We start from the raw sequence: 25,017 nt of genomic DNA, 5'->3' as shown, positions 1-25,017 counted from the left end.
TACAGTGAGGTATAAAGTTGTGGTAGATGGCCCTTTTTTATGTAATTATATTATAGTCTTAGAAAAGCAGTTAATTCAACCCAAATATACAATCTGCATATATCAAATTTAATAGTTTTCTATAAATTAGACAAAAAAGAATGACTTTAAACGCACGTGTTTCACCATTTTTCCATTTTCAATAATTACATTTGTACTACTGTTTAAACTATAGAAATACTATTTACCTTGTTAACGACAAAAGTCTAAATTTATTTATAAGTGAAAATGCCTTACTGTCGCAGCTGGGCAGTAAGGCATTTTACATGTTAAGAGATATCATATGCTATATGACCTCCTACAATTTTCGCTTGTTCATTATAAGCATCAAGTTGCTCTTGTGATAAGTTTAAAATATAGTAGTGAAAATTAATTGGCTCTAACTCGTGTTTGTCACATACTTGTCGGTAAAACTCATAGCCTTGTCGATAGTCTGTCATACGACTAACTTCCTTTCGTGTGCTGCTTCATTAAAATATTTTAATTGTTCTTGCGATAACTTATTAATATAGTAATAAATATTAACTGGCTCTAAATTAAATTGCTCGCATTTTTTACAATATAACTCGTAACCTTCTCTATACTGTGCCATTCCGTTCCCTCTTTTCTTTGTACTATAACAGTTGTTTATTTGTATAAATAATATATAACAGATATGTTTTCAAGTCAATAATAATTCTGAAATTTCTTTTATATCAATAAAAGCCCAGTCTACTAATTTAGTATGGCTGGGCTTTTCATAAACTATTCACATTGGCGTCCGTTTTAACCACATCCTTTGTAGCTAATGTTTTATATTCCAAGTTGTTTCGCTTGCATATTATAAGCGGAAAGCTGTTCTTGCGATAATTGGATAACATAATAACGGAATGAAATTGGCTCTAAACCATAACGTTCACACATTTCACAATAAAACTCATAACCATCACGATATTTCGACATCATAAATTCCTCCTGTACAAACTGTTTTATAACAGTTGTTTTTATTTTCATTTAATATATAACAGATTATGTCGTTCGTCAAGAGGATATTCATGTAGGATGATGAAAAAAAGCCCGATTTCTCAGTAAAATTCAAGTGTGAGAAGTCGGGCTTATAGTTGTTTGTATTACCATAGATGTTTCAATAACCGAATGACTAGTCTTGGAATCCATAAAATGATATTCCAGATTACTTCAAATAAAATAGTGTTTCTAAGTTCTGTTAAGATTTTTTTCGTATACAACTTGATCTTTCTTCTTTTCATGTTAACTCCTATTATACTTTAACTTACAATACCTTTCCTTTCATGGATTTGTTCAATATGTCGTTGTTCATGCAAATACACCTGCTCAATCCATTGGTCGAGTGGTAATTTACCAAAAGCAGGATGTTGAACGGCTTTTTTTGCTAGCAGAGATGGATCTTCAATCGCTTGCAGATAGGTAGTGAATTGTTCTCGCGTATCATCTAGTAATGTCAATATTTGCTGTATTTCAAATGGTTCATCTGAAGGTTCAACAATTTTTGGCGCTTTAAGCTTCCTCGTTCTATCTTTTATCAGCTGAACATTTAGACGTTTTGGTTCTGAATTTTCTTGTGAGGATAACCCCCAAGTAATTGCCTTGATAGTCGATGCTTCTACTAGCACTAAGTGATGACATATTTGTGCGATACTCCAACTGTTTTCATCAGGTTTTTGATTAAATTGTGTATTATTGTATATTGTAATTTCCTTTAGTAATTGCGCTCTTGTTGCACTTAGTTGTTCCAGCAATAATGCTATCATACGATATCCCCTTTCTAATTTAAGGTTCTACTTTTTATATATGCACTAATCTAGCAAGTATTCTCTTACATTAGTTATTCTCTACAATATTGAATGGGTTATTCTCTAGAACATGCTGTAATTGCTCATCCTCAATATGCGTATAGATTTGGGTTGTAGCGACACTAGAGTGCCCAAGTATATGTTGTAAGCTTCGAATATCTGCCCCAGCTTTATACATCATTGTTGCGGATGTATGACGCAATTTATGAGGCGTTAGCCGATCTTTTTGTAGCCCCGATTGTTTGTTTATTTGTTTGACGATTTTGGCTACTGTTTGCCGTGTAAAACGTGTTCCTTTTTGTGAAACGAAAAGGGGCTCTTCTCCTTCGCCTTTGTACGGCGCTTTTCCGCTTTGTTCATAATTTTTTAGTGCTTGGATGCAGCTATCATTCAAATAAACTGTCCGTTCTTTATTGCCTTTTCCGATAACAGTCAAATAGCGTCCTTGTATTGACGATGTATTTAGTTGGCAAAGCTCGGATACTCGTATACCTAGATTTAAGAAAAACATCATCATGCAATAATTGCGTGGAGATGCGCGATGTATTTGAATGCCCTCGATAAACTGTGTTGCCTCTTCCATATTCATATAAATTGGTTTTCTGCGCCCAATCTTCGGCGTTTCTAACTCTTCGGCTGGATTCTCTTCAATGAGACGGCGTTTTCCTTTAATGTATTTGAAAAACGATTTTAATGTAGCTACTTTCCGTGCTCTAGCAGAAGCGGAATTTTGACGTTGCACTTCGCAGTATTCCATAAATAAGTAGAGATCCTCCAAAGTAATATCACGGATTTCTTCTATTGTAATAGTAGCAATATTAATTTTTTCTAATTGCGCTATCTCAATATCGTTTTGCATTGCTAAGTGGAAACGAAAAAATAATGTGAGATCGTATTCGTATTCTTTTCTAGTGCGCTGCGATTTCCCTTTGATCGTCGTTAAGTAGACAAGGAAATCTTTCATTATTTTAGGTAGTTGAGTCTTCTGCATAAAATCACCTCTATTTTCTCTATTTTACCACGAAAAAACGTTCCCAAATATAAATTTGGGAACTTTATTGATAAAAAAGTGCCTATTTATAACAATCAGAACATATGTTCTTATTCGGAATAAAAAAAGATGACTTCTAAGTAATAGAAATCATCTCGGTTAGCCGCCAACTGTTTTTTATTATCGACATTAAAGAATCACTCGAATTGCGAACATTGCAGCTTAGGGTGTCCCCTTTTCTTCATAAAAAGAAGCTATTAATTTTCATAGGATGTTAAGCACTAACCCGAGGAAATTTATTAGCTAATGATGAAAATATTTTTCGTAATAAAAAATTAGCTTTTTCACTATTTTTTTATTAGGTTTCACTTTTTATGCATAAAGCGTTCGTTGAATGAATATTAAACTCTAGTATACTAGTATGCGCTGAGACGAATCGAAAAATCAAACGTCGGGTAACGATGCGAGTCGATTCGTCTCATAACGCGCGTGTCAATTTTTGGGTATTTGTATTTATTTGGCGAAAATACTATATGTACCATCATTTTGCTTTGTTAGCTTCCAGTTAGTAGATAACATATTTTGAATTTTCGAAATAGTTTTCTCGTCGCAAAATAAATTGTTAATTCCTGTATCTTCTAATTGGAAATTCTTTGTTTCTTCTAATTGAAAACGCAGATGTAGTAAACGCTGAATGCCCGGTAATGTTACATATTTAATTCGATAATTACCGTGATAGGCATCAAGAAATGTTTGTTCCCCTTCTTGATAAAGAGCCAACGTTTCGTTAAATTCATACTTTGGTTCTAGGTTACGCCATGATGACACATCCCCAGTTCGTAAAGTCTGTAAAATCTTCTCGTCAGATAAATTGAGTTTTGATAGCTTGTCTAACTCATAAGCTTGCATTAAGTTAATATTTGTCATTTTTACTAGCTCCTTTTATGTATTTCCTATTAGTGTAACACGTTTTTTCTACTACTTAAATTCGGAGGCGGTTCACATGATGAAATTGTATGATTCAGGTTCTTTTTTTGATGAAATGTTAGATGGTGATCAGCCGAAACCACATTATCGCTCTTTCCATCGTAAGCTTAGTGCTTTTTCACAAGATCAGCTAGAAGAAAAATACCAACAAGCTCAATCAAGCTTTCTTAGACAAGGTATAACATTTACTGTATATGGTGCACAGGGTGGGACGGAGCGGACAATGCCTTTTGATTTTGTCCCAATTATTATCCCACATGAACAATGGAACATCATTGAAACAGGTATGAAACAGCGTGTTAAAGCCTTAAACTGTTTTTTACATGATGTTTATAATAGACAGCTAATTGTTAAAGACGGGATTATTCCAAAAAGCCTTATCGAACAAAATCCATTTTATTATCCAGAAATGCTAGGTGTACAAGTGCCTATTAATAATCATATTTTTTTAGCTGGAATTGATTTAATTCGCGATGAAAATGGTGTTTATCGTGTACTGGAAGATAATTTACGTAATCCTTCTGGCATTTCGTACGTTTTTCAAAACCGATATGTTATGAAGGAAGTGTATCCTGAGTTCTTTTCAAAACATACAATCCAATCTCTTGAGAAACAGATGACAATTATGAAAAATGCCCTTCTTGCACATCGGCCAACAGCTTTAAAAGCAAATGTAGAACCGAAAGCAGTGCTTTTAACAGCGGGGATGTATAATTCTGCCTATTACGATCATGTATTTTTAGCGCAACAATTAAATATTCAGCTTGTGGAAGGACGAGATTTAATCGTTCAAGATCTTAAAGTTTATATGAAGACTATATATGGTCTTGAGCAAATAGATATTATTTATCGCCGAATTGATGATGATTTCCTAGATCCTACTGTCTTTCGAGAAGATTCTTTACTAGGAGTACCCTATTTAATAGAAGCCTATAAAGCGGGCAATATCGCAATTTTGAATGCGGTTGGCAATGGTGTTGCGGATGATAAAGCGATGTATGCCTATGTACCCGATATGATTCGTTATTATTTAAATGAGGAGCCGATTTTAGAAAATGTGACGACCTATCATCTTGAAGATGAAAGTCAACGAGCATGGGTTCTTGACCATTTAAAAGAATTAGTGATTAAAAATGTAAGTGCTTCAGGTGGCTACGATATGCTAATTGGACCACATGCAAGTGAAGAGGAAATCACAAGCTTTTATGAAAAAATAGTAAAACATCCAAATCAATACATTGCGCAACCGACTATTCAGCTATCACGTGCACCATCATATCAGCATGGCAAATTTTATCCTTGTCATGTCGATTTACGGGTTTATGTTATGAACGGCGGTGATATTTTTGTACTTCCCGGAGGTTTATCGCGTGTTGCACTTAAAGAAGGCTCGTTAATCGTTAATTCATCTCAAGGTGGTGGAGCAAAAGATACGTGGATATTAAAGGAGGAATTGCAACATGCTAAGTCGAGTAGCAGACGCACTATATTGGATGGCAAGATATAGTGAACGAACAGAAACTAATGCACATATATTACAAGTACAGCTGTTGAATATGTTGGAGCAATCAGGTAAGGAAAATGAATATCTTGATCACTGGGAAGCAATATTAGACATTTGTGCATCGAAAGAAGAGTTTATATCATACTATGAAGTCATTCGTGTCAATCCTCTTATTGAATACCTTTTATTTTCGGAGAACAATAGCAATGCTATACATGCAACATTAAGAGCTATTCGGGAAAATGCACGCATTACACGTGATAGTATCCCTATTGAGTTATGGGAATTACACAATGCCTTTTATTTATATATGCAGCAAGAGATCACAGTGCGAGAACGCCCTTTTCCGTTAATATCTTTAAACTATTTTTTACACAATGTTCGTAAGACATCTTTGACGGTTACTGGATTAATTGAGGGCTCGATGGAACGGGATTTGCCTTTTTATTTTATGCAAGTTGGCAAATGGCTTGAACGTGCAGAAAAAATGATTCGAATGATTTTAATTATGCTAGAGCAACAAAAACTAATGGCTAGCGATTTACAAGAAGCAGACGGAACATTTTTGCTCGATTTATCAAAAGCAACAGAACCCTACCTGCGTAAGCATCATCAAACACATTTACAAAATGTTATACAATATTTATTACATGATGATCATTTTCCTCGCTCAGTGATTGTTTGTCTCAAAAAACTAGAAGAGGCATTTACACATATCGAAGAAGACCATTTAACAGAACGATTTTTAGCACTTAACACGCCGTTAAGAGCTTTGTTAATTGCTATAAACAATATCGATTTATCGACATCTTCCTTAGAGGAAGCAATATTTTCAATGGAGGAAAGATTGTGTCAATGTATTGATTTTGGTCATACATTTTCGACAATTTATCACTTATATGAACCCAGCCTACAATCTTGAAAGGAACAATTCACAGCTCCTTTTCAACACGCAAGTCAGTAATCAAAAGGAAGCGGACACGATGAAATTTGAAATTCAACATACAAATATTTTTCAATATGAATCTGAAGTCGATCAAAGCTTGAATACAATCCGCTTAAAGCCTCGAAGTGATGAGCGTCAGCGCTTGCTGTCCTATCGCATTGCTATTTCGCCCTCATCATTGACGCGCGAGCATGCAGATATTTGGGGCAATACGGTCGGTACATTTTATATTCCTGAGCAACATCAAGAACTAGAAATAGAAACAACGTCTATCGTCAGTATTCAACGAGCACCATTTATTCATCGGATTCAATATTCACCAGAGATGCAGACGATTTTCCATTCCCAGCTATTTTATGAGCATTACTTGCCCTATTTAAAATCAACGAGCTTTACGTTTATGACTGATGCACAGATAGAAGATGTTTTTCATGCCATTGGTCACGCAGAAAATCCAGTACTGTTTTCGCTTAATTTAATGCAGTATTTATATTCGACATTTGAATATGATCCAACAGCAACAAATGTCACGACAACTGCAAGCCAGGCATTTGATTTAAAACGAGGTGTTTGCCAAGATTTCACACATGTTATGCTAGCGATTTTACGTGCTAAAGGAATACCTGCTCGCTATGTTAGTGGCTATTTATATGTCGATGAAAATTCAGCTCTCATCGGTGATAGTGCTACACATGCCTGGGTGGAAGTGATGATTCCTGGCATCGGTTGGATTGGTTTAGACCCAACAAATAATGTAGAAGTATTAGAAAATCACATTATTTTATGCATTGGCCGTGACTATACAGATATTAGTCCCGTCGAAGGTGTATATACAGGCGGCAAGCATGATTTGACAGTCAAAGTAAATGTTAAAGCTTTAACACATTTTTAATAGAACGTGCAGTGGAATGTGTGAAAACATCTTTTACTGCACGTCTATTTAAATCGTTCGCCTCGTTCCGTTAAGACCCATTTTCGAACATACCCCATGTTTTGCTGTATCGTTTCTATTGTTTTTTCGCTTTGTAACGCTTTTTGAAGCACAGTGTAACGTACATCCGTTGCTCGCACATTAGTGCCAATATCTTTAGATATCGTTTGGAAAATTCGTTCTATTGTTTTTGTCGTGATTGGTTTCGTTTGGCTTGCCTCACTTACCCAAAGCCATTCCCCCACACTTTTCTGATGTAATTCCTCCGTTACAGCTTGATAATGCAATAACATTTCCACTAAAACATTTGAAAGCATAATTTCTCTCTTACCGTTATGATTGGCAATAGAAATATGTAAATTATCAAGGTCAAGATGCGCCCATTTCATGCGAACAATTTCTGCTGGCTTACAACCTGTTTCGATAAACATTTGAACAATACAGCCATTTCTTCTTGCTAACCAAGCATGCTCTTGTGTTTTTGCGTATTGAAAATAAGTTGGCCATACTTCTGTAATGCTCATTAATTGCTCTTTCGTAAGCAATTTTAAGGAATCCTTACCTCTCTTTTTGGGCTGTAAAATGCTTTCATAATCGAACGGTTCTGCCCATTCTCTCAAAAAAATAAAGTCTACAAAACTCCGAAGTGAAGCGATTTTGTGATTGAATGAATTAACATTTGGATAGTTCTCTTTTAAATAATTACTATATATACATATTAATTCTTTGAATTCGTTGTCAACATGTTCAACGTTTTGCTCACTAGCAAAAGCTAAAAATTGCTGTCCATCAATATTGTATTGTTTTTTCGTAGCAGCACTTTTCTTTAATGAATCTAAAAGCAATAAATAGCTTTGCCATGCCTCCTTCAATGTCACCATTTTGCTTCCTCCTTATTAGATAGGGCGTAAGTTAATTTAATTTTATAATATTTTTTGCGCGTGCAGTGTTATTTTTTTTAATAACTTTAGTGTCGGATAATCTGTTATAAAGTGATAGATTACCGCTTCTTCTATGGAAAAGTCCCTTTTTTAATAAAGAAACAAATGTTCCTATAGTAGTTTCTCATATCTTTTGCTTTATTACAATAGCAATATTCTGTTGTAGTACAATCGCTTGAAAATGTTTGTAATTTTGTATAACAGGCTGAAAATACATGAAAATTCGTATTATTTAGTGTTTACCCTCCTTTGTGTTATATAATATAAGTACTATCTGAATATAGGGGGCTTTTCAATTATGCAAGTAAGAACGACTCGTCTTGAAGCTGAAGATGCCAAAATTATTTATCAGGAAACGGCTGGACTTGCGATCATTACGATTCACCGACCGCAGGCGAAAAATGCGCTAACAGCAAATATGTGGGATCAATTAGCTAACATTGCCCTAAAAGTGTTGGATAATCCGAAAAATAAAGTGCTTATTTTACGTGGATCAGGTGAAAACTTTACGGCAGGCTCTGATATTAAAGAATTTAACGCCATTTCACTTGAAAAAGCAGAGGAAGCATTTTTACATATGGAAAAAACGATTTCAACAATTGAACGTTTACCAATTCCAACTATTGGTGTTATTAACGGTCCGGCGATGGGTGCTGGTTTAGAGCTAGCATTAGCTTGTGATATTCGCATCGGCTCTGAAAAAGCGAAATTAGGTATTCCCGTAGGCAAGTTAGGCATTACATTAAACAACAAATTTGCTCAGCGCCTTGTCCAACTTGTCGGCCCTTCTACAACGAAGGATTTAGTATTTACTGGTCGAATGTTTAAAGCGGAAGAAGCATTTAAGCTTGGCATGCTCAACTACTTAGTTGCTGAAAAGGACATAAATAAATTTATGATTCGGATGGGTAAGCTTGTTGCTGGTATGTCACCAGAATCATTACTAGCTGTAAAAAAATCTGTACAAGAATGTATTGATAGTGTACCAGCACTTTGGCAAGGTTCTACACCATTTGTAGGCAATGATTTTACAGAAGGCTGTCGCGCCTTTGTCGAAAAACGTCAACCGCAATTTACACGACCATCAAAATAAAAATACAGGTACTCTCGCCTTTTCGCGTATGGAGTACCTGTATTTTATTTTCGTTTATGCAAAGCGGCATGAACATAAAGATTGATGACATCTAGTTCATAGCCAAAATGTTGAAAGAACGAACGTTGTATTTCTTCTTGTAATTGATATAAGCGACGTGGTAATAAATAATCAATCGGCATTTTTAATTGCAATGAAATGGTCGCCTTTGCCTGTTCTCCAAGACTAAACTGTATTTGCTCAACCTTTTGCACAATATCTTGCTGATTACAACAGTACGTAAGTAATTGAACGTACACTTGCTTTTCAATTTCAATATATTCTTGTTGGAAATCAGGTCGAACAATTGTTGTTTCACCGATTTTTTCGCGCTTCGGAGTGAAAATCTCTTTCCCCTTTTGAATGAGTCGTTTAAAGAAATTTTGCTCAACTTGGCGATATGGTATTGGCATAACATGCTTTCCTTGTGTCTGGCGAATAAATTTCGCTTTTTGAATTTCCTTTTGCGAACGAATATCCTCGACGTAATAATATGTTTCAATTGGTCCTAGCGCTAAACGCTGGGCAATATTTTTCGTCATTTTATCAGACGTGCCGATGATTAAAATAGATTGAACACTGTATGAATCGAGCGCTTTAATGACTTCCTCACGATGAGTTTCCTCTGTGAAAATCGCGCGTCGCACAGCTGTGATCGTATTTTTTTCAAATTTCGCGGATATGCCCGCTACTTTAACTCCATTGACAATTAGTAAACCATCATCAATTATTGCTTCTACCCCTATTTTATGTGCAAAAACTAGAGCACTAGTACTTTTCCCTGTTCCACTCGGTCCACTTAACGAACATACCTTCATCCACACACACACCTTCCTCGCTTAATAATAGCAGAATTATCACTCTATTTTTGCTGATATGGGCCAAACGCTATCATATGCGCGAGCTTTTCTCATATTAGCTTAAATTTTTCCGCTAGTCTATGCAAGCATCTTCTCCATTAATAGAATATATTCTTTTTTCAGAATAACTTTCCCTTTCTGTGCTTTAGTATGTTAAAATGTGAACTACTATTATTCTGTTATACAACTATAAGGAGTGTACTAGTTTTGAAAATCGTACCATCAAAAAAAATGTCATTATTCACCCCAGCAATTTTCGGAGATTTAAAGAGCTTCGCAAAGCAACAACAAGAAAAAGGAATGTCTTTAATCGATTTAAGCTTAGGTAGCCCAGATCTTCCACCTCATGCGAAAATTCGTGAGCATTTATCGTATCGAGCTAGCTTAGAAGAATCATATGGCTATACGCTATCAGGAACACAACGCTTTTACGATGCGGTAAGCCGTTACTATAAACGTCGTAGTAACGTCGATTTAGATCCTACTAATGAAATTATTCAAACGATAGGTTCTCAAGAAGGTTTAGTACATTTACCTATCGCCTTTTGTGATCCAGGAGACATCGTACTATCAACGAATCCAGCGTACGTCGCTTACGATGCTGGCATACATTTAGCTGGTGCAACACCTTACTATATGCCTCAAACAGCTGAAAACGATTATTTACCGGATTTAGACGCAGTGCCGGAAGAAATTGCACTTAAGGCTAAACTACTTATTTTAAATTTACCAGGAAATCCTGTACCTGCTATGCCTTCTCTTGCATATTTCGAAAAGGTAATTGCTTTTGCTAAAAAATATAACGTAATTGTGCTTCATGATGCAGCATACTCAGAGTTTTATTTTACAGGTGATGGTCCTATTAGCTTTTTAGCAACACCTGGTGCAAAAGAAGTTGGGATGGAAATTAATTCGCTTTCAAAAAGCTTCAGCTTAGCTGGAACGCGAATTGCTTATATTGCTGGTAATGCCGAAATGATTGCTGTCTTAAAGCAACTTAAATCGAATTTAGACTTCGGTATTTTTGAACCGATTCAAGATGCTGCTGTAGTAGCATTAGATAATGCAGAAGAAATTACAGCGAACTTGCGTGCAACTTTCTCAGAGCGTCATAAAACACTAATGAACGGCTTACATGAACTAGGTTGGGATGCAGCGCCTTCAGATGGTGGCATGTTCGTTTGGGCAAAATATCCGTACGATATTGACTGTACCGAATTAGCATTTAAGCTAATTGAGCAAATCGGTGTTGTCACAGTACCTGGAACTGTCTTTGGAACAGCAGGACAAGGTTACTTGCGACTTGCTCTTGTGCAGCCAAAGGACGTATTGCAAGAAGCAGTAGATCGTCTGAAAAACGTTTCAATTTAATAACAATACAAAAGCATGTGATACAGGGTACTCCCATTTCACATGCTTTTATTATTTCTCTTATTAACTAGCAAAACAGCTACCGCATGATTGCAGTAGCTGTTTCTTTTATACATCATATTTTTGTACTTCTTCATCCTCATATCGATTGTATCGCTTCTTAAATAATTTAAATAAATGTGTTACAAGGACTTTAAAGATTGCATAGCCTGGAATCCCTAAAATAACACCTGGTACACCAAATAGCGAACCTGCTGTTAATAATACGAAAATAATGGAAACTGGGTGGATGCTTAATGATTTCCCCATAATTTGTGGAGATATAAACTTCCCTTCAATCAACTGCACTACTGTCCAAACGATGGCAAGTTTCACTAGCATGAATGGAGAATTAACAAGCGCGATAATGGCTGCTGGTGTAATAGCTATAACCGGTCCTAAATATGGTACTACACTTGTAATCATCGCTAGGAAGCCAAGTAGCAATGCATATTTCATACCGATAATTAAGAAGCCAATCGTGACCATTGCTCCGATACACATTGAAACTAAAATTTGCCCTTGTATGTAAGAACTAATTTGCTTGTCCATATCGTGTAAAACATCATGTAAACCTGTGCGCATGCGCGGCGGGCAAATTTTCATGACGAATCTCGGCAGTTTTTCTCCATCTTTCAGTAAATAAAATAAAATAAAAGGTACTGTAACAAGCGACAAAATAATGCCCGTTAAGGTTGAAAGAAATCCTGTTATACCAGTAGCAACACCTTGTGCTAAATTTGCTGCTGTATCTTTTACTGTTTCGATAATGTCTGTAGTGAAATTCATCACTACTTTTTCATAGTTAAAATCCATATTGGCTAAATACTCATTTACGCGTGAGTTATTCAAGTATTCCACAATATTTTGGGTTAGTGCCATAAAATACACAGGGAATTCTTGTGCTAAATTCGTAAATTGATCACGTAAAAAAGGATAAACTAGCACGACAAGTAACGTAATGACGCCAATGACACCGATATACAAAATTAAGATGCCCCAAGCTCTAGGGATACGCCACTTTTCAAGTATTCCTAATAATGGTCGTAATAAATAATATCCTATTACGGCAAGCACCCCTGGTAAAATTACAACTTCGAATAATACTTGTAGCGGGGTAAATATGAAGGAAACTTTTCCAAACATAAAAATCACACATGCGAGTAATAATAAAATAATCAACGTAAATAATAAATTTTTACCACCTAAAAAGCGGATAAACTTCGTCGAAAAAAAGTTTGAATGCTCCTTTGGTCTTTGTTCTCTCATATTCACACCCCAATCCAAATGCTCACCTATATTTTACAGGATAATGTTGGCTTTTGCGAAACATCACTCTAAAGAAATACCTAAAAATTTACTTAAAAACTCTTTATTTTTCTGTTCATCAATAACAATCGCAGACCCTGCATGGCTAAAGTTTTGGAAATCATAGCTGCCTTCAATTGGGACTGTCGCTTTCTCTATTGATATTTTCCCTTTAGACACCATTTTTAAAACTTGTTGTATTTCGCCTGTAGATGAATAATCAGTTGTCACATAGCCTTGGGCTGCACCAATAAATTTTGGTAAGTTGAATACATTTTGGGGTGCTAATATTTCATTTTTTAATGCTTCAATTACTTTTTGCTGGCGGGCAACACGACCAAAATCTCCTTCCGCATCGTGACGGAACCTTGCATAGCCTAGTAATTCTTGCCCATTGAGGTTATGAGTACCTTTAGTAAGCGTAACGCCAATTTTTTCAGACATATCTTTTTCAACATCTATTTCCACACCATTTGGTGCTAAAATATCAACAAGTGATTCAAAATTTTTAAAATCTACAAGTGCGTAGTGATGAATTGGTAATCCAAACATATTAGTTAATGTATCTTTTAATAGCTGAACACCACCTAAATAGTATGCGGTATTTAGTTTATAGGATTGGTAGCCAGGAATGTCTGCATAAATATCACGCATAAATGAAACAAGCTTGACATCATTGGTTTTCTTATTCCAAGATAATACCATCATTGTATCAGTTCGTGATTTTTCTTCACCACGTGTATCAATTCCTAATAATAAATAGTTTTCAATATCACTATTGATTTTGTCCCCACTAAAATCTTCTTGTGCTACCTTTGTGTCAGTTGCTAATTGTAAACCACTACGATATTGCATAATGCTATATACCGCAATTACAATGACACAGAGTAATAAGAACGTAAACAATGCTCTCCCTTTACGCAATCGACGTTTTTTTGGACGTTGCGAGCGTCTTGTATAGTCTTGCTCTTCCATATCAAAATAACTCCTCTATTTTTTTATAGTAATGTAACGATTGCTAGTAAGGAAAGTTTCATTTTTCTTTCTAACCTCATCAACATCTCTCTATTCGTTATTTTACACCCTATTTGCCAGTTATGAGCAAAATAATGCTATAATATTTTCACGATAGAAAGGATGATGAACATGATTGAAAAAGCGACGTTTGCAGGTGGCTGTTTTTGGTGTATGGTTAAGCCATTTGTAGAGTGGGACGGCATACATAAGGTCACATCTGGCTATATGGGTGGCCATTTAGAAAATCCAACATATGAAGATGTTAAAAAGGGCAACTCCGGTCATTTAGAAGTAGTAGAAATCGAATTTGATTCGTCGATATTTAGCTATGAACAATTACTTGATATTTATTGGATGCAAATTGATCCAACAGATGCCTATGGTCAATTTCACGACAGAGGTGAGTCATACTCAACTGCAATTTTTACTTATTCAGAAGAACAAAAACGAATTGCAGAGGCATCGATAGAAAAACTTGCGAATAGTGGTCGCTTTGATAAACCTATTGTAACCATTATTCGTGATGCTCAACACTTTTATCCAGCTGAAGATTACCATCAAGATTATTATAAAAAAGAATCCGAACATTATAAGCAAGATCGCGCTATATCTGGGCGTGATGAATTTATTGCAGACCATTGGAAGAAATAAGCGGATTTAGTGTAGCGAGGCCCTTCTATTTCATTTCAACAAGAAAAGAATCCATTGTAAAAAACACAATGGATTCTTTTTCTTTTACTCATTAATTTTTGAGGTAAGGTTAAATGACTGCATTGCCTCAAAGAAACGCTTACCATATTTCTCAAATTTCACTTCACCTATACCACTAATCTGTCTTAGTCCCTCGAGCTCTAGCGGCTTTTTATCACATAACTCACGCAACGTTTTGTCAGAGAACACAACGAATGGTGGCACCTTTTCTTCATCCGCAATCTCTTTTCGTAATAATCGTAAGTGTTCAAATAACGGATCATTATCTGCAAGGACTCGAACAGTAACCGCTTCTTTTCGCATAACTATTCGACTGCCTAACAGGACAGATTTCCCTTCCTCTGAAACATAAATCGTTGGAAATGTCCCATGCTTCACAGCTAGTAATCCTTCCGCAATTAAAAACTCAATAAAATTTGAAACTTCCTTTGAAGATTGACCTTTTAAAATGCCATATGTTGAAAGTCTTGAAAACCCAAATTCAAGAACCTTTTGATTTTTAGAGCCGATTAATACTTGCGCAACCATCGTTTTACCGAATTTTTGCCCCATCCGTACGACGCAAGCCAAAACCTTTTGCGCATCTACAGTGACATCTTTCACTTCACGGCTGTCATTACAATTACTGCAACGATTACAAGGTTCGCCTGGTTCTTCACCAAAATACGTTAATATCGCATTTTGAAGGCAACCTTCTGTATGACAATAATCAACCATTGTTTGTAATTTTTCTAATTCCTGTGCAATTCGTGCTTCATCACGTGTTTGCTCTATTAAAAATCGTTGTGTTTGTACATCTCCTGAAGCATAAAGCAATATACAGGCACTTGGCAGTCCATCACGCCCTGCACGCCCCGCTTCTTGATAGTAGCTCTCCATATTGCGCGGCATTTGATAGTGAATAACAAAGCGAACATTACTTTTATCTATTCCCATCCCGAACGCATTCGTTGCGATCATAATACGAGCTTCATCCTTTAAAAAACGTTCCTGCTCAGACATGCGCATGTCCTCTGATAGCCCTGCATGATACTTTGCGACCGATACACCAGCACGAACAAATATGTCATACAAACTATCGACCGATTTACGTGTCGCTGCGTAAATAATACCTACTTCTGTTTTATTTTTTTCAATATAATTTTTAATATATCGTTCTTTATTTTCACCGATTAATACGGTAAAAGCTAAGTTTTCACGTTCAAAACCAGTTATAAGCGTTGCCTCTTCATCAATCGTTAATAATTGACGGATATCCTCGCAAACGGCAGGTGTCGCAGTAGCAGTTAATGCGAGAACAGTTGGTTTTTGTGGCCACAGTGTAAACAATTTTTGAATCGCACGATAACTTGGTCTAAAATCATGTCCCCATTGTGAAATACAGTGAGCCTCATCGACTGCTAGCAATGGCACGTATAATTGTGATAACGCCTGTAAAAAGGAGGCGCTTTCTAATCTTTCAGGGGCAATATATAGAAGCTTTAAATAGCCTGCACTCGCTAGCTGCATTGTTTCATCTACTTCTTGAGTAGATAACGTACTATTAATATAAGCAGCTGGTATATTTGCTGCTCGCAACGACTCTACCTGATCCTGCATGAGTGATATTAACGGTGAGATAACAATCGTTAAGCCATCAAGCATCAGGGCAGGAATTTGATAGCAAATCGATTTCCCCCCACCTGTTGGCATGACACATAGGCTCGACTGTCCACTTAACGTTTGCTCAATAATTTGGGCTTGTCCGGTGCGAAATGAATCGTACCCAAAGTGGTGCTGTAGCATTTGTTTTGCTTGCTCCATATTTTTCTCACTCCTCTGCTGTAAGACGAATTAACTTATACTCGCCCTGATCATTTTTAAAAATTTCATATGTCATGATGGAATTGGCCAGTGCCTCCTGCCCAGCAGAATTGGTCAGCACATATTCCGTTTTTGCGCGCACAACAATATTTTGCCCAACTTTCTCTATACGTTTAATTGTCGTATTCGAAAAATGAATTTTTGCTTGCTTAGACGCATAATAGGCAACCATGTCATTCAGCGTACTCTGTAAATCATCTGCTCCAGTGACAGTCTTCATTACACTTGCATCATTAATCGCAACAGCTGCTTTTAGATGTTCATGAAATGTGTCAATAAATATTTTTACTTCGTCCTCGTTATAAGCAAAAACATCCTTACCATATTTCTCGATAGCTTGTTGTACTGCTTCTTTGTCCCCGTCTTCACTATACGTGTATAGATTTTTTGATTGGGACAAACGATCTTTTGCCTTCATGCCGTCAGTAATCCATTCATCAAGTAATTGTACAATATCCTGCAGTGGCAATATGTATGGTTGTGAAACACCTTGTTGCTGCCGATTAAAATAAATACCCACGATTTGACCTTTCTCGGCCTCCATCACAGGGCTACCTGGTGGTAAGGCTTCCTCTCCATCAATATAATAAGCAGCTACTTTGTCATTATATTTTTTGATTGTGTGTGGTAAACCATCGACATACACAGCTAGGTTATCCAAATTCCCATTATAAACTGTTGGAACGTTAACCGAAGCGTTATATTTCACTTGTAGCACGGCTATATTATAAGCTGTCGACATATAGCGTACTTCAGCTTCTACAAGCTTATCGTTACTAAATTGCACAAGCGCTGTAGGCTTTGATGATACGAGTGCTCCATTCGTTACAATATAGAGCATCTTTGGCTCTTTTTTCACTATAATGCCTGCACCAATTCCGTTCTCTCCTACAACCTTCACCTCTGGAACAAGCTTTTCCTCCTGCTTCTCCACAGGCTTTTCCGATTTCACTTCAGCCTTTTCCTTGTTAAACATTTCTGCAACGGACTGATCACTACAGCCAGTTAATAGGAAGGTTGCCGCTCCAACGATTAGCATTTTGTTTCGCATACATTCACCAGTACTTTCTTTCTCATCTTCTTTCCTATTCTATCATAAACAAGGATTTCATTCGTTTCAAGTTTACATAATATTATTATTGATTTTTTTCTTTAGAACAAACGCTTCCTATTAAAAAAATAGAAAAAACCTATTTTAAATAATAGTAACAACTAACTGATTTTTTCACTTATTTTCCTTATACTCCATAAAAAAGAAAAACAGAATTTAATTCTGTTTTTCTACTGGAATACCAAAAAATCGAAATATGTAGTCTTGTTCTTTTGAAGCAGGATTTCAACACAAAACAGAATTCTTCCTCCTTCATTTAACTGCAATTGATTTCCGTTACGGGCGGACGCTTTTCGCGGGCACAATGTAAGCCGCAACCCTCGCTAACGCGCGGTCTGTTGTGTCTTACATTTTGTGCTGTTCCCGCAGGAGTCGCCTCCCTCCACTCTATTCAACTGAAAAATTTAGGCATCAAGAGAGAACTACTGGATGCATTTTGTAATATGATTTATTAAAAAAGACATGCCCTATTATTCAAGCATGCCCGTCATGTATTTATTTTTTCTTTAATGCGAGTGTTGTACCAATAATACCGAGCATTAAAACTAAAAATATTGTATAGGTGAACGAATGATTGCCCGTTAAATCATAGCAATAACCAATTAATGTCGGAATAACGGCGCTCATCATAAAACCCCCGGACAGCACCATTGATGACCAGCTATTGGCTTCTTCATTGTTACGTGCTTCATCCAATGGTAATAATAAACCGATTGGAAACAATCCACTAAGCACTATCCCAATAATTAGGACAGCTACCCATAACATTAATCCTGTTCCTATCCACAATAGTGCAAAACCGATGACCCCCATAATGCCTAATGATAGAAGCCAATGAATGCGACTTGACCATTTTTCCATTAGCAACGGTACGACAATATTCCCTATCATTTGTACGATAGATAAAAAAGTTAGCATGGAACTAGCAGCAACAAGTGAGAAGCCTTTATCTTGTAGCATTGGCGTTAGCCAAGACATCATTGAGAAAAATAGCGATGTTTGCAGACCAAAATAAAGTAAAATCGTCCACGCTCGACCGTTTTTCCACGGATTACGTGCTGCTTCCTTTGTAATATTTTCCTCTTGTACAGACAGTTGACCTTTCTTGTTTTGAATAACGAGCAACCAAATAATAAGAGCGAATACGGCAAGTACTGCCCAACTACCAAGTGCAATTGTCCAGTTGTTATGAAAGCCATTATAAAATGATACCGTTAATGCCGCACTTAATGTTGCACCTGTCCCGATGCCAAAAGAATATACTCCAACAACTGTAGTAAATCGACTAGGAAATTTTTCTTTAATAAATGCATTTAGCATCGGACCGATAATAGCAATTGCAAATCCTGCTACAAAACTTGTCACGACTAGCAATGCATAGCTTTCTTTTATCAATCGTAATCCATTAGCTAGGGCAAGCAGTGTTAAAAGCAGTGCAATAGCAGACTTCGTACCAAGACGTCTTTGTAGCGGGACAGCCAGTGGTGCAAATAGTCCCATACAGAACACCGGAATGGATGTCAGTAAACTCATTTGTGTATTGGATACTTGTAGCGACTTTATTAACACATTAAACAAGGGGCCAATCCCTGTTACAGCAGGTCGCATATTGAGGGCAACGAAAAATATACTGACAACAGCAAATACTATTGAAGTCGTCCATTGTTTATTATTCATGCGATTAATACCTTTCTTCACGCCAAATTCATTATTTCTCTTTCAACCAGCACTTGATTAACTTCCGTCGTTGTCAGACATCTGATTTCTTATATTATTTTTACCATTTTTTCTGCATATCGTCAATATTTCGGTAAATTACATATAAAATTGCTCAGTTCAAGGAAATAACGCTGTGCATTATAATACAAACAACATTACATATTTTTTGGTGCACTAATGCCTAAAAGTGCTAACGATTCTTCTAGCATGATTGCTACACAATAACATAAAGTTAAACGAGAACTTTGTAGATCATCATTCGATAAAATCTTATTATTAGCATAATATTTATTAAAGGCGCGTGCTAATTGTAATGCATATTTAGCAACTAATGACGGATCCGCTTGTTCATAAGCATTTGTAACAACTCGAGGAAATTGTTCTAGTAATAGAATGACTGACCATGCCTGGACACCTAATGATTGATAAGTCATTTCCTCAAGTTGAACATCAGCTTTATCTAAAATTGAGAAAATACGAGCATACGTGTATTGAATATATGGACCTGTCTCTCCTTCGAAGTGCAGCATTTGCTCAATTGAAAAATCAATATCATGTAAGCGATAATTTTTTAAATCATTGAAAATAACTGCACCGACACCTACTTGCTTAGCAACCAGTTCTTTATTTTGTAAATTTGGATTTTTCAATTGGATATTTTGTTTAGCCGCCTCTATAGCTTCAGTCAACACGTCATTGAGTAAAACAACCTTTCCTTTACGCGTTGACATTTTTTTGCCCTCTTTTAAGATCATCCCAAAAGCTACATGACTTAAATCTTTCGCCCATTCATAACCCATTTTCTCCACCACATTAAATAACTGTTTAAAATGCAGTGTTTGTTCATGTCCTACAATATAAAATATTTTTTTAGGATGATATTGTTGTATACGATAAAAGGCAGCTGCTAAATCACGTGTTGCATAAAGTGTCGCGCCGTCTGTTTTAGTAATAATACAAGGAGGCATTTCCTCTAATTCAACAACATAAGCACCTTCTGATAATGTCAGCAACCCTTTTGTTTGTAATTCATTTACTACATTTTGCATTTTATCATTATAGAAAGCTTCCCCATCGTAAGCATCAAATTTAATTCCAAGAAGCTGATAAAGTGTTATGAATTCTTCCAATGAAACATCTCTAAACCATTGCCAAAGCTTAAGTGCCTCATCATCCTTATCCTCTAACGATTTAAATGCAGCTCGCGCTTGCTCAATTAGAGTAGAATCTTTTTCCGCTTCTTCATGAAACTTCACATAAATTTTCAATAGTTCTTTAATAGGTGCAGCTTTAATTGTCTGTTGATTTCCCCAATGTCTATAAGCCACAATTAGTTTTCCAAACTGTGTTCCCCAGTCCCCCAAATGATTAATGCGAATGGCATTATAGCCATTTTTCTCAGCGATATTGGCGAGTGCATTACCAATGACCGTTGAGCGCAAATGACCCATAGAAAAAGGCTTCGCAATATTTGGAGAAGAAAAATCGAACACAACATTGCCTTTATTTATTGGGCTCGCTCCATATAATTTTTGTTCTTTCATTATTTTGCTTAGTATTTGTTGTGTAATGATATGTTGATTTAAAAATAAATTGATATATCCGCCAACTATTTCAATCGACTGAATCAAATCACACGTTAAATTTTTTTGAATTTCAGATGCAATTATTTGAGGAGATTTTCCAAGCTCTTTAGCCAGTTTAAAACATGGTAATGAAAAATCACCAAGGTCTACATGTTTAGGTTTTTCAAGTAATTTTTCAATCTCTTCTACTTTCACTTGATATTTGAGCGCTATAGCAATACTTTTCGCAATTTGTGAATTCATTTGTCCATTTCCCCCTTTTACAAAATAAAAAAAGCCCTCGTCTCAATAAGAGACGAGAGCATAGATTCCCGTGGTACCACTCTAGTTGCCATCATTATGACCACTTTCTATTGTTAACGAGGTGACTCCCCGATATTCTCTACTGACATTTCGAGAAACTTCTCCAAAGTGCGTTTCATTCATACGGTCTGCATTAGGCTTCCACCATCCCTAATTCGCTTAGCAGCACAAAATGAATTACTTTCTTTTTCACAGAATTTAGCAGCTATTGATTTTGGAATATTCTATATTATCCAATCTTGAAAGTCAACTTCAACATTATTTTTTCTTCTAAAATGAATATTTGTATCTTTATTCAGTGATAATCAACGACTTGTACTAGTGATTGCACTATTAGATACATTACTATTATCGGTAAACGTTGATGTCATAATGTTTATAGACTATGGAACATATTTCATGATATACTAAAGCCATTGTGAAAAAAGGAGGAACTTGCATGATTCAAGTAAGTAATGTAGGTCTTCGCTATGGCGATCGTAAACTATTTGAAGACGTAAATATAAAATTCAACCCTGGAAATTGCTACGGTTTAATCGGGGCAAATGGGGCAGGAAAATCAACATTCCTAAAAATTCTTTCTGGTGAAATTGAAGCACAAGAAGGAAATGTATCAATGGGTAAGGACGAACGTTTATCTGTCCTTAAACAAAATCACTTTGAATACGATGAGCATACAGTGCTTGATACTGTTATTATGGGTAACAAACGCCTATATGATGTAAAAAATGAAAAAGATGCTATTTATGCAAAAGAAGATTTCTCTGATGAAGATGGCATGCGTGCTGCTGAATTAGAAGGTGAATTTGCGGAGCTAAACGGTTGGGAAGCTGAATCAGAAGCAGCAACATTATTAAACGGTTTAGGCATCTCAGATGATCTTCACTATATGTTAATGGGTGATCTTGAAGGTTCTGACAAAGTCAAAGTATTATTAGCACAAGCATTATTCGGTCAACCAGATGTATTATTACTGGATGAGCCTACCAACCACCTTGACTTAAAAGCGATTCAATGGTTAGAAGAATTCCTAATTAACTTTGAAAATACAGTTATCGTCGTATCCCATGACCGTCACTTCTTAAACAAAGTATGTACACATATCGCGGATCTTGATTTCTCAAAAATCCAATTATATGTAGGTAACTATGATTTCTGGTATGAATCTTCTCAATTAGCACAAAAAATGGCGCAAGACCAAAATTCTAAAAAAGAAGAAAAAATTAAAGAATTACAAGCGTTTATCGCTCGTTTCTCTGCCAATGCGTCAAAGTCAAAACAAGCAACATCACGTAAAAAAATGTTGGATAAAATCGAGCTTGATGACATTAGACCTTCTAGCCGTAAATATCCATTCATCAACTTCCAAATCGGCCGCGAAATCGGTAATGATGTATTAACAGTTGATGGTCTTACAGCAAGTCAAGACGGTCAAACGTTATTTAAAGACATTCGTTTCTCAATGAATAAAGATGACAAAATCGTTTTACTTGGTAGCCCTATGGCTAAAACAGCTCTTCTTGATATTTTAATGGAAGATAAAGAAGCTGATGCTGGTACATTTAAATGGGGTGTTACAACATCTCAAAGCTATTTCGAAAACGATCATGATAAATACTTTGAAGGTTCAGAAAAATCATTAGTAGAATGGCTTCGTCAATATTCACCTGACGATGAAACAGAAAGCTTCCTACGTGGTTTCTTAGGTCGTATGCTATTCTCTGGTGAAGAAGTGAAAAAATCCCCTTCTGTATTATCAGGGGGAGAAAAAGTACGTTGTATGCTTTCAAAAATGATGCTAGCAACAGCCAATGTTATTTTACTAGATGAACCAACAAACCACCTTGACCTTGAATCAATCCAAGCACTAAATGAAGGCTTAATCCGCTTCAAAGGTGCCATGATTTTCACTTCTCATGACCATCAGTTCATTCAAACGATTGCAAACCGTGTCATTGAAATCCGTGAAGATGGTTCAATTTTAGACAAACAATTAACATATGATGAGTTTTTAGAGTGGAAAGATAGCCAAGGCTTAAACTAATCCATTCTTAAATAAAACCTCCCCCACTCGCTTGGGGGAGGTTTTTAATTATAAACATTAAAAAAAACGGCAAATACATCATGTATTTGCCGCCTGATACTATTTTTGCATTTCTTTCGTTGGTCCAAGTACACCTGGTACTGGTAAGCCAGCTTGACGTAATAATACAGTCATTTGGCCACGATGGTGTGTTTGGTGGTCAATTAGTTTGCGTAATAATACACCTCGAGGGATTGGTCCGTTAAAACCGTTCACTTCCTCCAGTAAGTCTTCATTTGAAAGCTTGGCAGCTTCCTCTTTAATACTATTAGCTGTCTTTTCATATGTCGCTACAATTTCAGCTGCTGTAGCTGGAACAGGATCTTCTTGGCGAATCATCGGCACCTTTAAACCTACTAAATAACTAAAATAGCCTGCCGCACCAACTAAATGCCAGCCTAACCAGCCAAGTGAATTATGACCTTCAACAATGCTTTGATCTAATGTTTCATCAGTCATTGCTTTCAGTACTTGAGCAGTTCCTTCTGTTGCAATTGTCCATTCACTTAGAAAATCGTCTACTTGTCGATACATATTATCGCCCCCCAAATTTTAACTCCTTATTATCATAGTAAAATCCTTATTGTATCGCAAGTTTCTATTATTAAGTTTACATAAAAATATTATTTATTCTCCCCTTTACTACGATTGTTCTAAATTTCAGTAGATTTTCACCTCTCTTTCCTCAAGTTAAAGACTTTGCCCATATTTTTGTTAAATCATGTATAATGGGCTACAACTTAAACTAATAGAAAGAGGTATTTTATGTTTTCCCCATTAAAAAAAGGCGATACAATTGGCATTTACTCGCCTTCAAAACCAGCTTCAGTTATTGCCCGCGCCCGATATGAGCGAGGAAAGGCACGGTTACAGGCACTTGGCTTTACAATTAAAGAAGGTTCATTAACTGGCATGAATGATATTTATCGTTCTGGCACACCTAAGGAGCGCGCCAAGGAGCTCAATGACCTATTACACGACCCTACAGTGAAAATGATTTTACCTACAATGGGTGGCACAAATGCAAATAGTATGTTGCCTTATATAGATTATAAAGCGATTCAACAATCCCCCAAAATACTAGTTGGTTTATCGGATGTGACAGCAATTCTCCTTGCCGTCTATGCTAAAACCGGCGTACCAGTATTTTACGGACCCTCTGTTGCATCTACATTTGGAGAATTCCCACCATTTGTGAATTACACAGAACAATATTTTATCGATCTCTTTATGCAAACTGTTTCAATTCCTTATGAAATGTCGACTCCTCCTATTTGGACAGATGATCGAATCAATTGGCTTGAAAAAACAGCAGAAAAAACGCAGCATGATAATTCTTGGATAACAGTTCAACAAGGTAGTGCCGAAGGTCGTTTAATCGGTGGGAATATCAATACGATGTATGGCTTTATTGGAACCCCCTACTTCCCTCAAATTAAGGAAGGCGATATTTTATTATTAGAGGATACATCCAAAACAATTGCTGTAGTGGAAAAAAACTTTGCAATGTTAAAGTTACATGGCTACTTCGACAAAATTGCAGCAATTATTTTAGGTAAGCATGAGCAGTATGATGATGAAGGCACAGGTCGAAAACCTTATGATGTTTTATTAGAACAGCTGGATGGGAATCCTATACCAATTTTAGCTGAGGTGGATTGTTGCCACACACATCCACTGCATCCATTGCCAATCGGCTTGCGTATTAAAGTAGATGCAACGAATAAACGTATTTTGTTGTTAGAAAGCTGGTTCTCTTAATAT

At 36.3% G+C, this 25,017-nt stretch carries 23 protein-coding genes and 1 other annotated feature; of the genes, 8 read left to right on the top strand and 15 right to left on the bottom strand.

Going from position 1 to position 25,017, the window contains the following annotated elements; all coding sequences use genetic code 11:
• Positions 1-308 precede the first annotated feature (308 nt).
• From NSQ74_RS15830 to NSQ74_RS15805, 6 genes are all read right to left on the bottom strand, one after another.
• The gene (locus NSQ74_RS15830; RefSeq protein ID WP_340824569.1) at positions 309-479 is read right to left on the bottom strand and encodes a transcriptional regulator; all 171 of its coding nucleotides are present in this window, start codon (positions 477-479) and stop codon (positions 309-311) included.
• Positions 476-631 (bottom strand): transcriptional regulator, encoded by a 156-nt coding sequence (locus NSQ74_RS15825; protein WP_340824568.1) that lies wholly within the window; start codon positions 629-631, stop codon positions 476-478. Before NSQ74_RS15825 ends, NSQ74_RS15830 begins: the two co-directional genes overlap by 4 nt.
• A 200-nt stretch (positions 632-831) precedes the next feature.
• Positions 832-981, bottom strand: coding sequence for a transcriptional regulator (locus tag NSQ74_RS15820; protein WP_143998710.1), 150 nt, complete (start codon positions 979-981; stop codon positions 832-834).
• A gap of 323 nt (positions 982-1,304) precedes the next feature.
• Positions 1,305-1,808: a DinB family protein gene (locus NSQ74_RS15815; protein WP_340824565.1), complete on the bottom strand. Its 504-nt coding sequence runs from the start codon at positions 1,806-1,808 to the stop codon at positions 1,305-1,307.
• A 70-nt stretch (positions 1,809-1,878) separates the two neighbouring features.
• The gene (locus NSQ74_RS15810) at positions 1,879-2,841 is read right to left on the bottom strand and encodes a tyrosine recombinase XerC (RefSeq protein ID WP_340824564.1); all 963 of its coding nucleotides are present in this window, start codon (positions 2,839-2,841) and stop codon (positions 1,879-1,881) included.
• 513 nt (positions 2,842-3,354) lie between these two features.
• Positions 3,355-3,768, bottom strand: coding sequence for a hypothetical protein (locus NSQ74_RS15805; protein WP_340824562.1), 414 nt, complete (start codon positions 3,766-3,768; stop codon positions 3,355-3,357).
• A gap of 76 nt (positions 3,769-3,844) precedes the next feature.
• Here NSQ74_RS15805 and NSQ74_RS15800 point away from each other — a divergent pair, with 76 nt between their 5' ends.
• The 3 genes from NSQ74_RS15800 to NSQ74_RS15790 all read left to right on the top strand — a co-directional run bounded on the left by NSQ74_RS15800 (position 3,845) and on the right by NSQ74_RS15790 (position 7,170).
• A complete protein-coding gene (locus NSQ74_RS15800) occupies positions 3,845-5,335 on the top strand; it encodes a circularly permuted type 2 ATP-grasp protein (RefSeq protein ID WP_340824561.1) in 1,491 nt (496 codons plus the stop codon).
• Positions 5,289-6,254 carry an alpha-E domain-containing protein gene (locus NSQ74_RS15795; protein WP_340824560.1) on the top strand — a complete coding sequence of 322 codons (966 nt, stop codon included), beginning with the start codon at positions 5,289-5,291 and terminating at the stop codon, positions 6,252-6,254. Before NSQ74_RS15800 ends, NSQ74_RS15795 begins: the two co-directional genes overlap by 47 nt.
• Before the next feature lie 61 nt (positions 6,255-6,315).
• On the top strand, positions 6,316-7,170 hold the full coding sequence (locus NSQ74_RS15790; RefSeq protein WP_340824558.1) for a transglutaminase family protein: 855 nt from the start codon (positions 6,316-6,318) through the stop codon (positions 7,168-7,170).
• 44 nt (positions 7,171-7,214) lie between these two features.
• On the opposite strand, the gene NSQ74_RS15785 is transcribed toward NSQ74_RS15790, so the two are convergent.
• Positions 7,215-8,090: a tyrosine-type recombinase/integrase gene (locus NSQ74_RS15785; RefSeq protein ID WP_340824556.1), complete on the bottom strand. Its 876-nt coding sequence runs from the start codon at positions 8,088-8,090 to the stop codon at positions 7,215-7,217.
• A 358-nt stretch (positions 8,091-8,448) separates the two neighbouring features.
• On the opposite strand from NSQ74_RS15785, the gene NSQ74_RS15780 reads away from it, so the two are divergent.
• The gene (locus tag NSQ74_RS15780) at positions 8,449-9,243 is read left to right on the top strand and encodes an enoyl-CoA hydratase/isomerase family protein (protein WP_340824554.1); all 795 of its coding nucleotides are present in this window, start codon (positions 8,449-8,451) and stop codon (positions 9,241-9,243) included.
• A gap of 44 nt (positions 9,244-9,287) precedes the next feature.
• Here NSQ74_RS15780 and NSQ74_RS15775 read toward each other — a convergent pair whose 3' ends face one another.
• A complete protein-coding gene (locus NSQ74_RS15775; protein WP_340824553.1) occupies positions 9,288-10,100 on the bottom strand; it encodes a hypothetical protein in 813 nt (270 codons plus the stop codon).
• 249 nt (positions 10,101-10,349) lie between these two features.
• Between NSQ74_RS15775 and NSQ74_RS15770 the strand changes: the two genes are divergently transcribed.
• Positions 10,350-11,513: an aminotransferase class I/II-fold pyridoxal phosphate-dependent enzyme gene (locus NSQ74_RS15770; RefSeq protein WP_340824551.1), complete on the top strand. Its 1,164-nt coding sequence runs from the start codon at positions 10,350-10,352 to the stop codon at positions 11,511-11,513.
• 108 nt (positions 11,514-11,621) lie between these two features.
• Here the strand turns inward: NSQ74_RS15770 and NSQ74_RS15765 are convergent, their stop codons facing one another.
• Positions 11,622-12,821 carry an AI-2E family transporter gene (locus tag NSQ74_RS15765; RefSeq protein WP_340824550.1) on the bottom strand — a complete coding sequence of 400 codons (1,200 nt, stop codon included), beginning with the start codon at positions 12,819-12,821 and terminating at the stop codon, positions 11,622-11,624.
• Between the two features lie 63 nt (positions 12,822-12,884).
• Positions 12,885-13,835, bottom strand: coding sequence for an LCP family protein (locus NSQ74_RS15760; protein ID WP_340824547.1), 951 nt, complete (start codon positions 13,833-13,835; stop codon positions 12,885-12,887).
• A gap of 171 nt (positions 13,836-14,006) precedes the next feature.
• On the opposite strand from NSQ74_RS15760, the gene msrA reads away from it, so the two are divergent.
• Entirely contained in the window at positions 14,007-14,528 is a 522-nt protein-coding gene (gene msrA, locus NSQ74_RS15755; RefSeq protein ID WP_340824546.1) for a peptide-methionine (S)-S-oxide reductase MsrA, read from the top strand.
• A gap of 84 nt (positions 14,529-14,612) precedes the next feature.
• Here msrA and recQ read toward each other — a convergent pair whose 3' ends face one another.
• The 4 genes from recQ to argS form a co-directional block, all read right to left on the bottom strand.
• Complete coding sequence (gene recQ, locus NSQ74_RS15750) at positions 14,613-16,391, bottom strand: DNA helicase RecQ (RefSeq protein WP_340824545.1); 1,779 nt, start codon at positions 16,389-16,391, stop codon at positions 14,613-14,615.
• 7 nt (positions 16,392-16,398) lie between these two features.
• Positions 16,399-17,502, bottom strand: coding sequence for a TcaA NTF2-like domain-containing protein (locus NSQ74_RS15745; protein WP_340824543.1), 1,104 nt, complete (start codon positions 17,500-17,502; stop codon positions 16,399-16,401).
• 555 nt (positions 17,503-18,057) lie between these two features.
• Positions 18,058-19,239, bottom strand: a complete 1,182-nt coding sequence (locus NSQ74_RS15740; RefSeq protein WP_340824542.1) for an MFS transporter — start codon at positions 19,237-19,239, stop codon at positions 18,058-18,060.
• Between the two features lie 197 nt (positions 19,240-19,436).
• Positions 19,437-21,110 carry an arginine--tRNA ligase gene (gene argS, locus NSQ74_RS15735; RefSeq protein ID WP_340824541.1) on the bottom strand — a complete coding sequence of 558 codons (1,674 nt, stop codon included), beginning with the start codon at positions 21,108-21,110 and terminating at the stop codon, positions 19,437-19,439.
• Positions 21,111-21,155: 45 nt separating this feature from the next.
• Positions 21,156-21,372, bottom strand: a binding site (T-box leader).
• Positions 21,373-21,609: 237 nt separating this feature from the next.
• On the opposite strand from argS, the gene NSQ74_RS15730 reads away from it, so the two are divergent.
• Positions 21,610-23,214, top strand: coding sequence for an ABC-F family ATP-binding cassette domain-containing protein (locus NSQ74_RS15730; RefSeq protein ID WP_340824539.1), 1,605 nt, complete (start codon positions 21,610-21,612; stop codon positions 23,212-23,214).
• A gap of 99 nt (positions 23,215-23,313) precedes the next feature.
• Here NSQ74_RS15730 and NSQ74_RS15725 read toward each other — a convergent pair whose 3' ends face one another.
• Positions 23,314-23,787: a DinB family protein gene (locus NSQ74_RS15725; protein ID WP_340824536.1), complete on the bottom strand. Its 474-nt coding sequence runs from the start codon at positions 23,785-23,787 to the stop codon at positions 23,314-23,316.
• Positions 23,788-24,018: 231 nt separating this feature from the next.
• Here NSQ74_RS15725 and NSQ74_RS15720 point away from each other — a divergent pair, with 231 nt between their 5' ends.
• The gene (locus NSQ74_RS15720; RefSeq protein ID WP_340824535.1) at positions 24,019-25,014 is read left to right on the top strand and encodes a S66 family peptidase; all 996 of its coding nucleotides are present in this window, start codon (positions 24,019-24,021) and stop codon (positions 25,012-25,014) included.
• The last annotated feature ends 3 nt before the right edge of the window (positions 25,015-25,017 follow it).

This window comes from Lysinibacillus sp. FSL W8-0992 (assembly GCF_038008685.1).
Classification (GTDB): domain Bacteria; phylum Bacillota; class Bacilli; order Bacillales_A; family Planococcaceae; genus Lysinibacillus.
This window is presented reverse-complemented; position numbering and strand designations above follow the sequence as displayed.

Bases quoted from the DNA above. Each gene is read 5' to 3' on its own strand.
- NSQ74_RS15765 (WP_340824550.1), bottom strand. From the start codon at position 12,821: ATGAGAGAACAAAGACCAAAGGAGCATTCAAACTTTTTTTCGACGAAG.
- NSQ74_RS15720 (WP_340824535.1), top strand. From the start codon at position 24,019: ATGTTTTCCCCATTAAAAAAAGGCGATACAATTGGCATTTACTCGCCT.
- NSQ74_RS15790 (WP_340824558.1), top strand. From the start codon at position 6,316: ATGAAATTTGAAATTCAACATACAAATATTTTTCAATATGAATCTGAA.
- NSQ74_RS15725 (WP_340824536.1), bottom strand. From the start codon at position 23,787: ATGTATCGACAAGTAGACGATTTTCTAAGTGAATGGACAATTGCAACA.
- recQ (WP_340824545.1), bottom strand. From the start codon at position 16,391: ATGGAGCAAGCAAAACAAATGCTACAGCACCACTTTGGGTACGATTCA.
- NSQ74_RS15805 (WP_340824562.1), bottom strand. From the start codon at position 3,768: ATGACAAATATTAACTTAATGCAAGCTTATGAGTTAGACAAGCTATCA.
- NSQ74_RS15820 (WP_143998710.1), bottom strand. From the start codon at position 981: ATGTCGAAATATCGTGATGGTTATGAGTTTTATTGTGAAATGTGTGAA.
- NSQ74_RS15800 (WP_340824561.1), top strand. From the start codon at position 3,845: ATGATGAAATTGTATGATTCAGGTTCTTTTTTTGATGAAATGTTAGAT.
- NSQ74_RS15785 (WP_340824556.1), bottom strand. From the start codon at position 8,090: ATGGTGACATTGAAGGAGGCATGGCAAAGCTATTTATTGCTTTTAGAT.
- NSQ74_RS15795 (WP_340824560.1), top strand. From the start codon at position 5,289: ATGCTAAGTCGAGTAGCAGACGCACTATATTGGATGGCAAGATATAGT.
- msrA (WP_340824546.1), top strand. From the start codon at position 14,007: ATGATTGAAAAAGCGACGTTTGCAGGTGGCTGTTTTTGGTGTATGGTT.
- NSQ74_RS15780 (WP_340824554.1), top strand. From the start codon at position 8,449: ATGCAAGTAAGAACGACTCGTCTTGAAGCTGAAGATGCCAAAATTATT.
- NSQ74_RS15745 (WP_340824543.1), bottom strand. From the start codon at position 17,502: ATGCGAAACAAAATGCTAATCGTTGGAGCGGCAACCTTCCTATTAACT.
- NSQ74_RS15740 (WP_340824542.1), bottom strand. From the start codon at position 19,239: ATGAATAATAAACAATGGACGACTTCAATAGTATTTGCTGTTGTCAGT.
- NSQ74_RS15760 (WP_340824547.1), bottom strand. From the start codon at position 13,835: ATGGAAGAGCAAGACTATACAAGACGCTCGCAACGTCCAAAAAAACGT.
- NSQ74_RS15815 (WP_340824565.1), bottom strand. From the start codon at position 1,808: ATGATAGCATTATTGCTGGAACAACTAAGTGCAACAAGAGCGCAATTA.
- NSQ74_RS15825 (WP_340824568.1), bottom strand. From the start codon at position 631: ATGGCACAGTATAGAGAAGGTTACGAGTTATATTGTAAAAAATGCGAG.
- argS (WP_340824541.1), bottom strand. From the start codon at position 21,110: ATGAATTCACAAATTGCGAAAAGTATTGCTATAGCGCTCAAATATCAA.
- NSQ74_RS15830 (WP_340824569.1), bottom strand. From the start codon at position 479: ATGACAGACTATCGACAAGGCTATGAGTTTTACCGACAAGTATGTGAC.
- NSQ74_RS15810 (WP_340824564.1), bottom strand. From the start codon at position 2,841: ATGCAGAAGACTCAACTACCTAAAATAATGAAAGATTTCCTTGTCTAC.
- NSQ74_RS15730 (WP_340824539.1), top strand. From the start codon at position 21,610: ATGATTCAAGTAAGTAATGTAGGTCTTCGCTATGGCGATCGTAAACTA.
- NSQ74_RS15775 (WP_340824553.1), bottom strand. From the start codon at position 10,100: ATGAAGGTATGTTCGTTAAGTGGACCGAGTGGAACAGGGAAAAGTACT.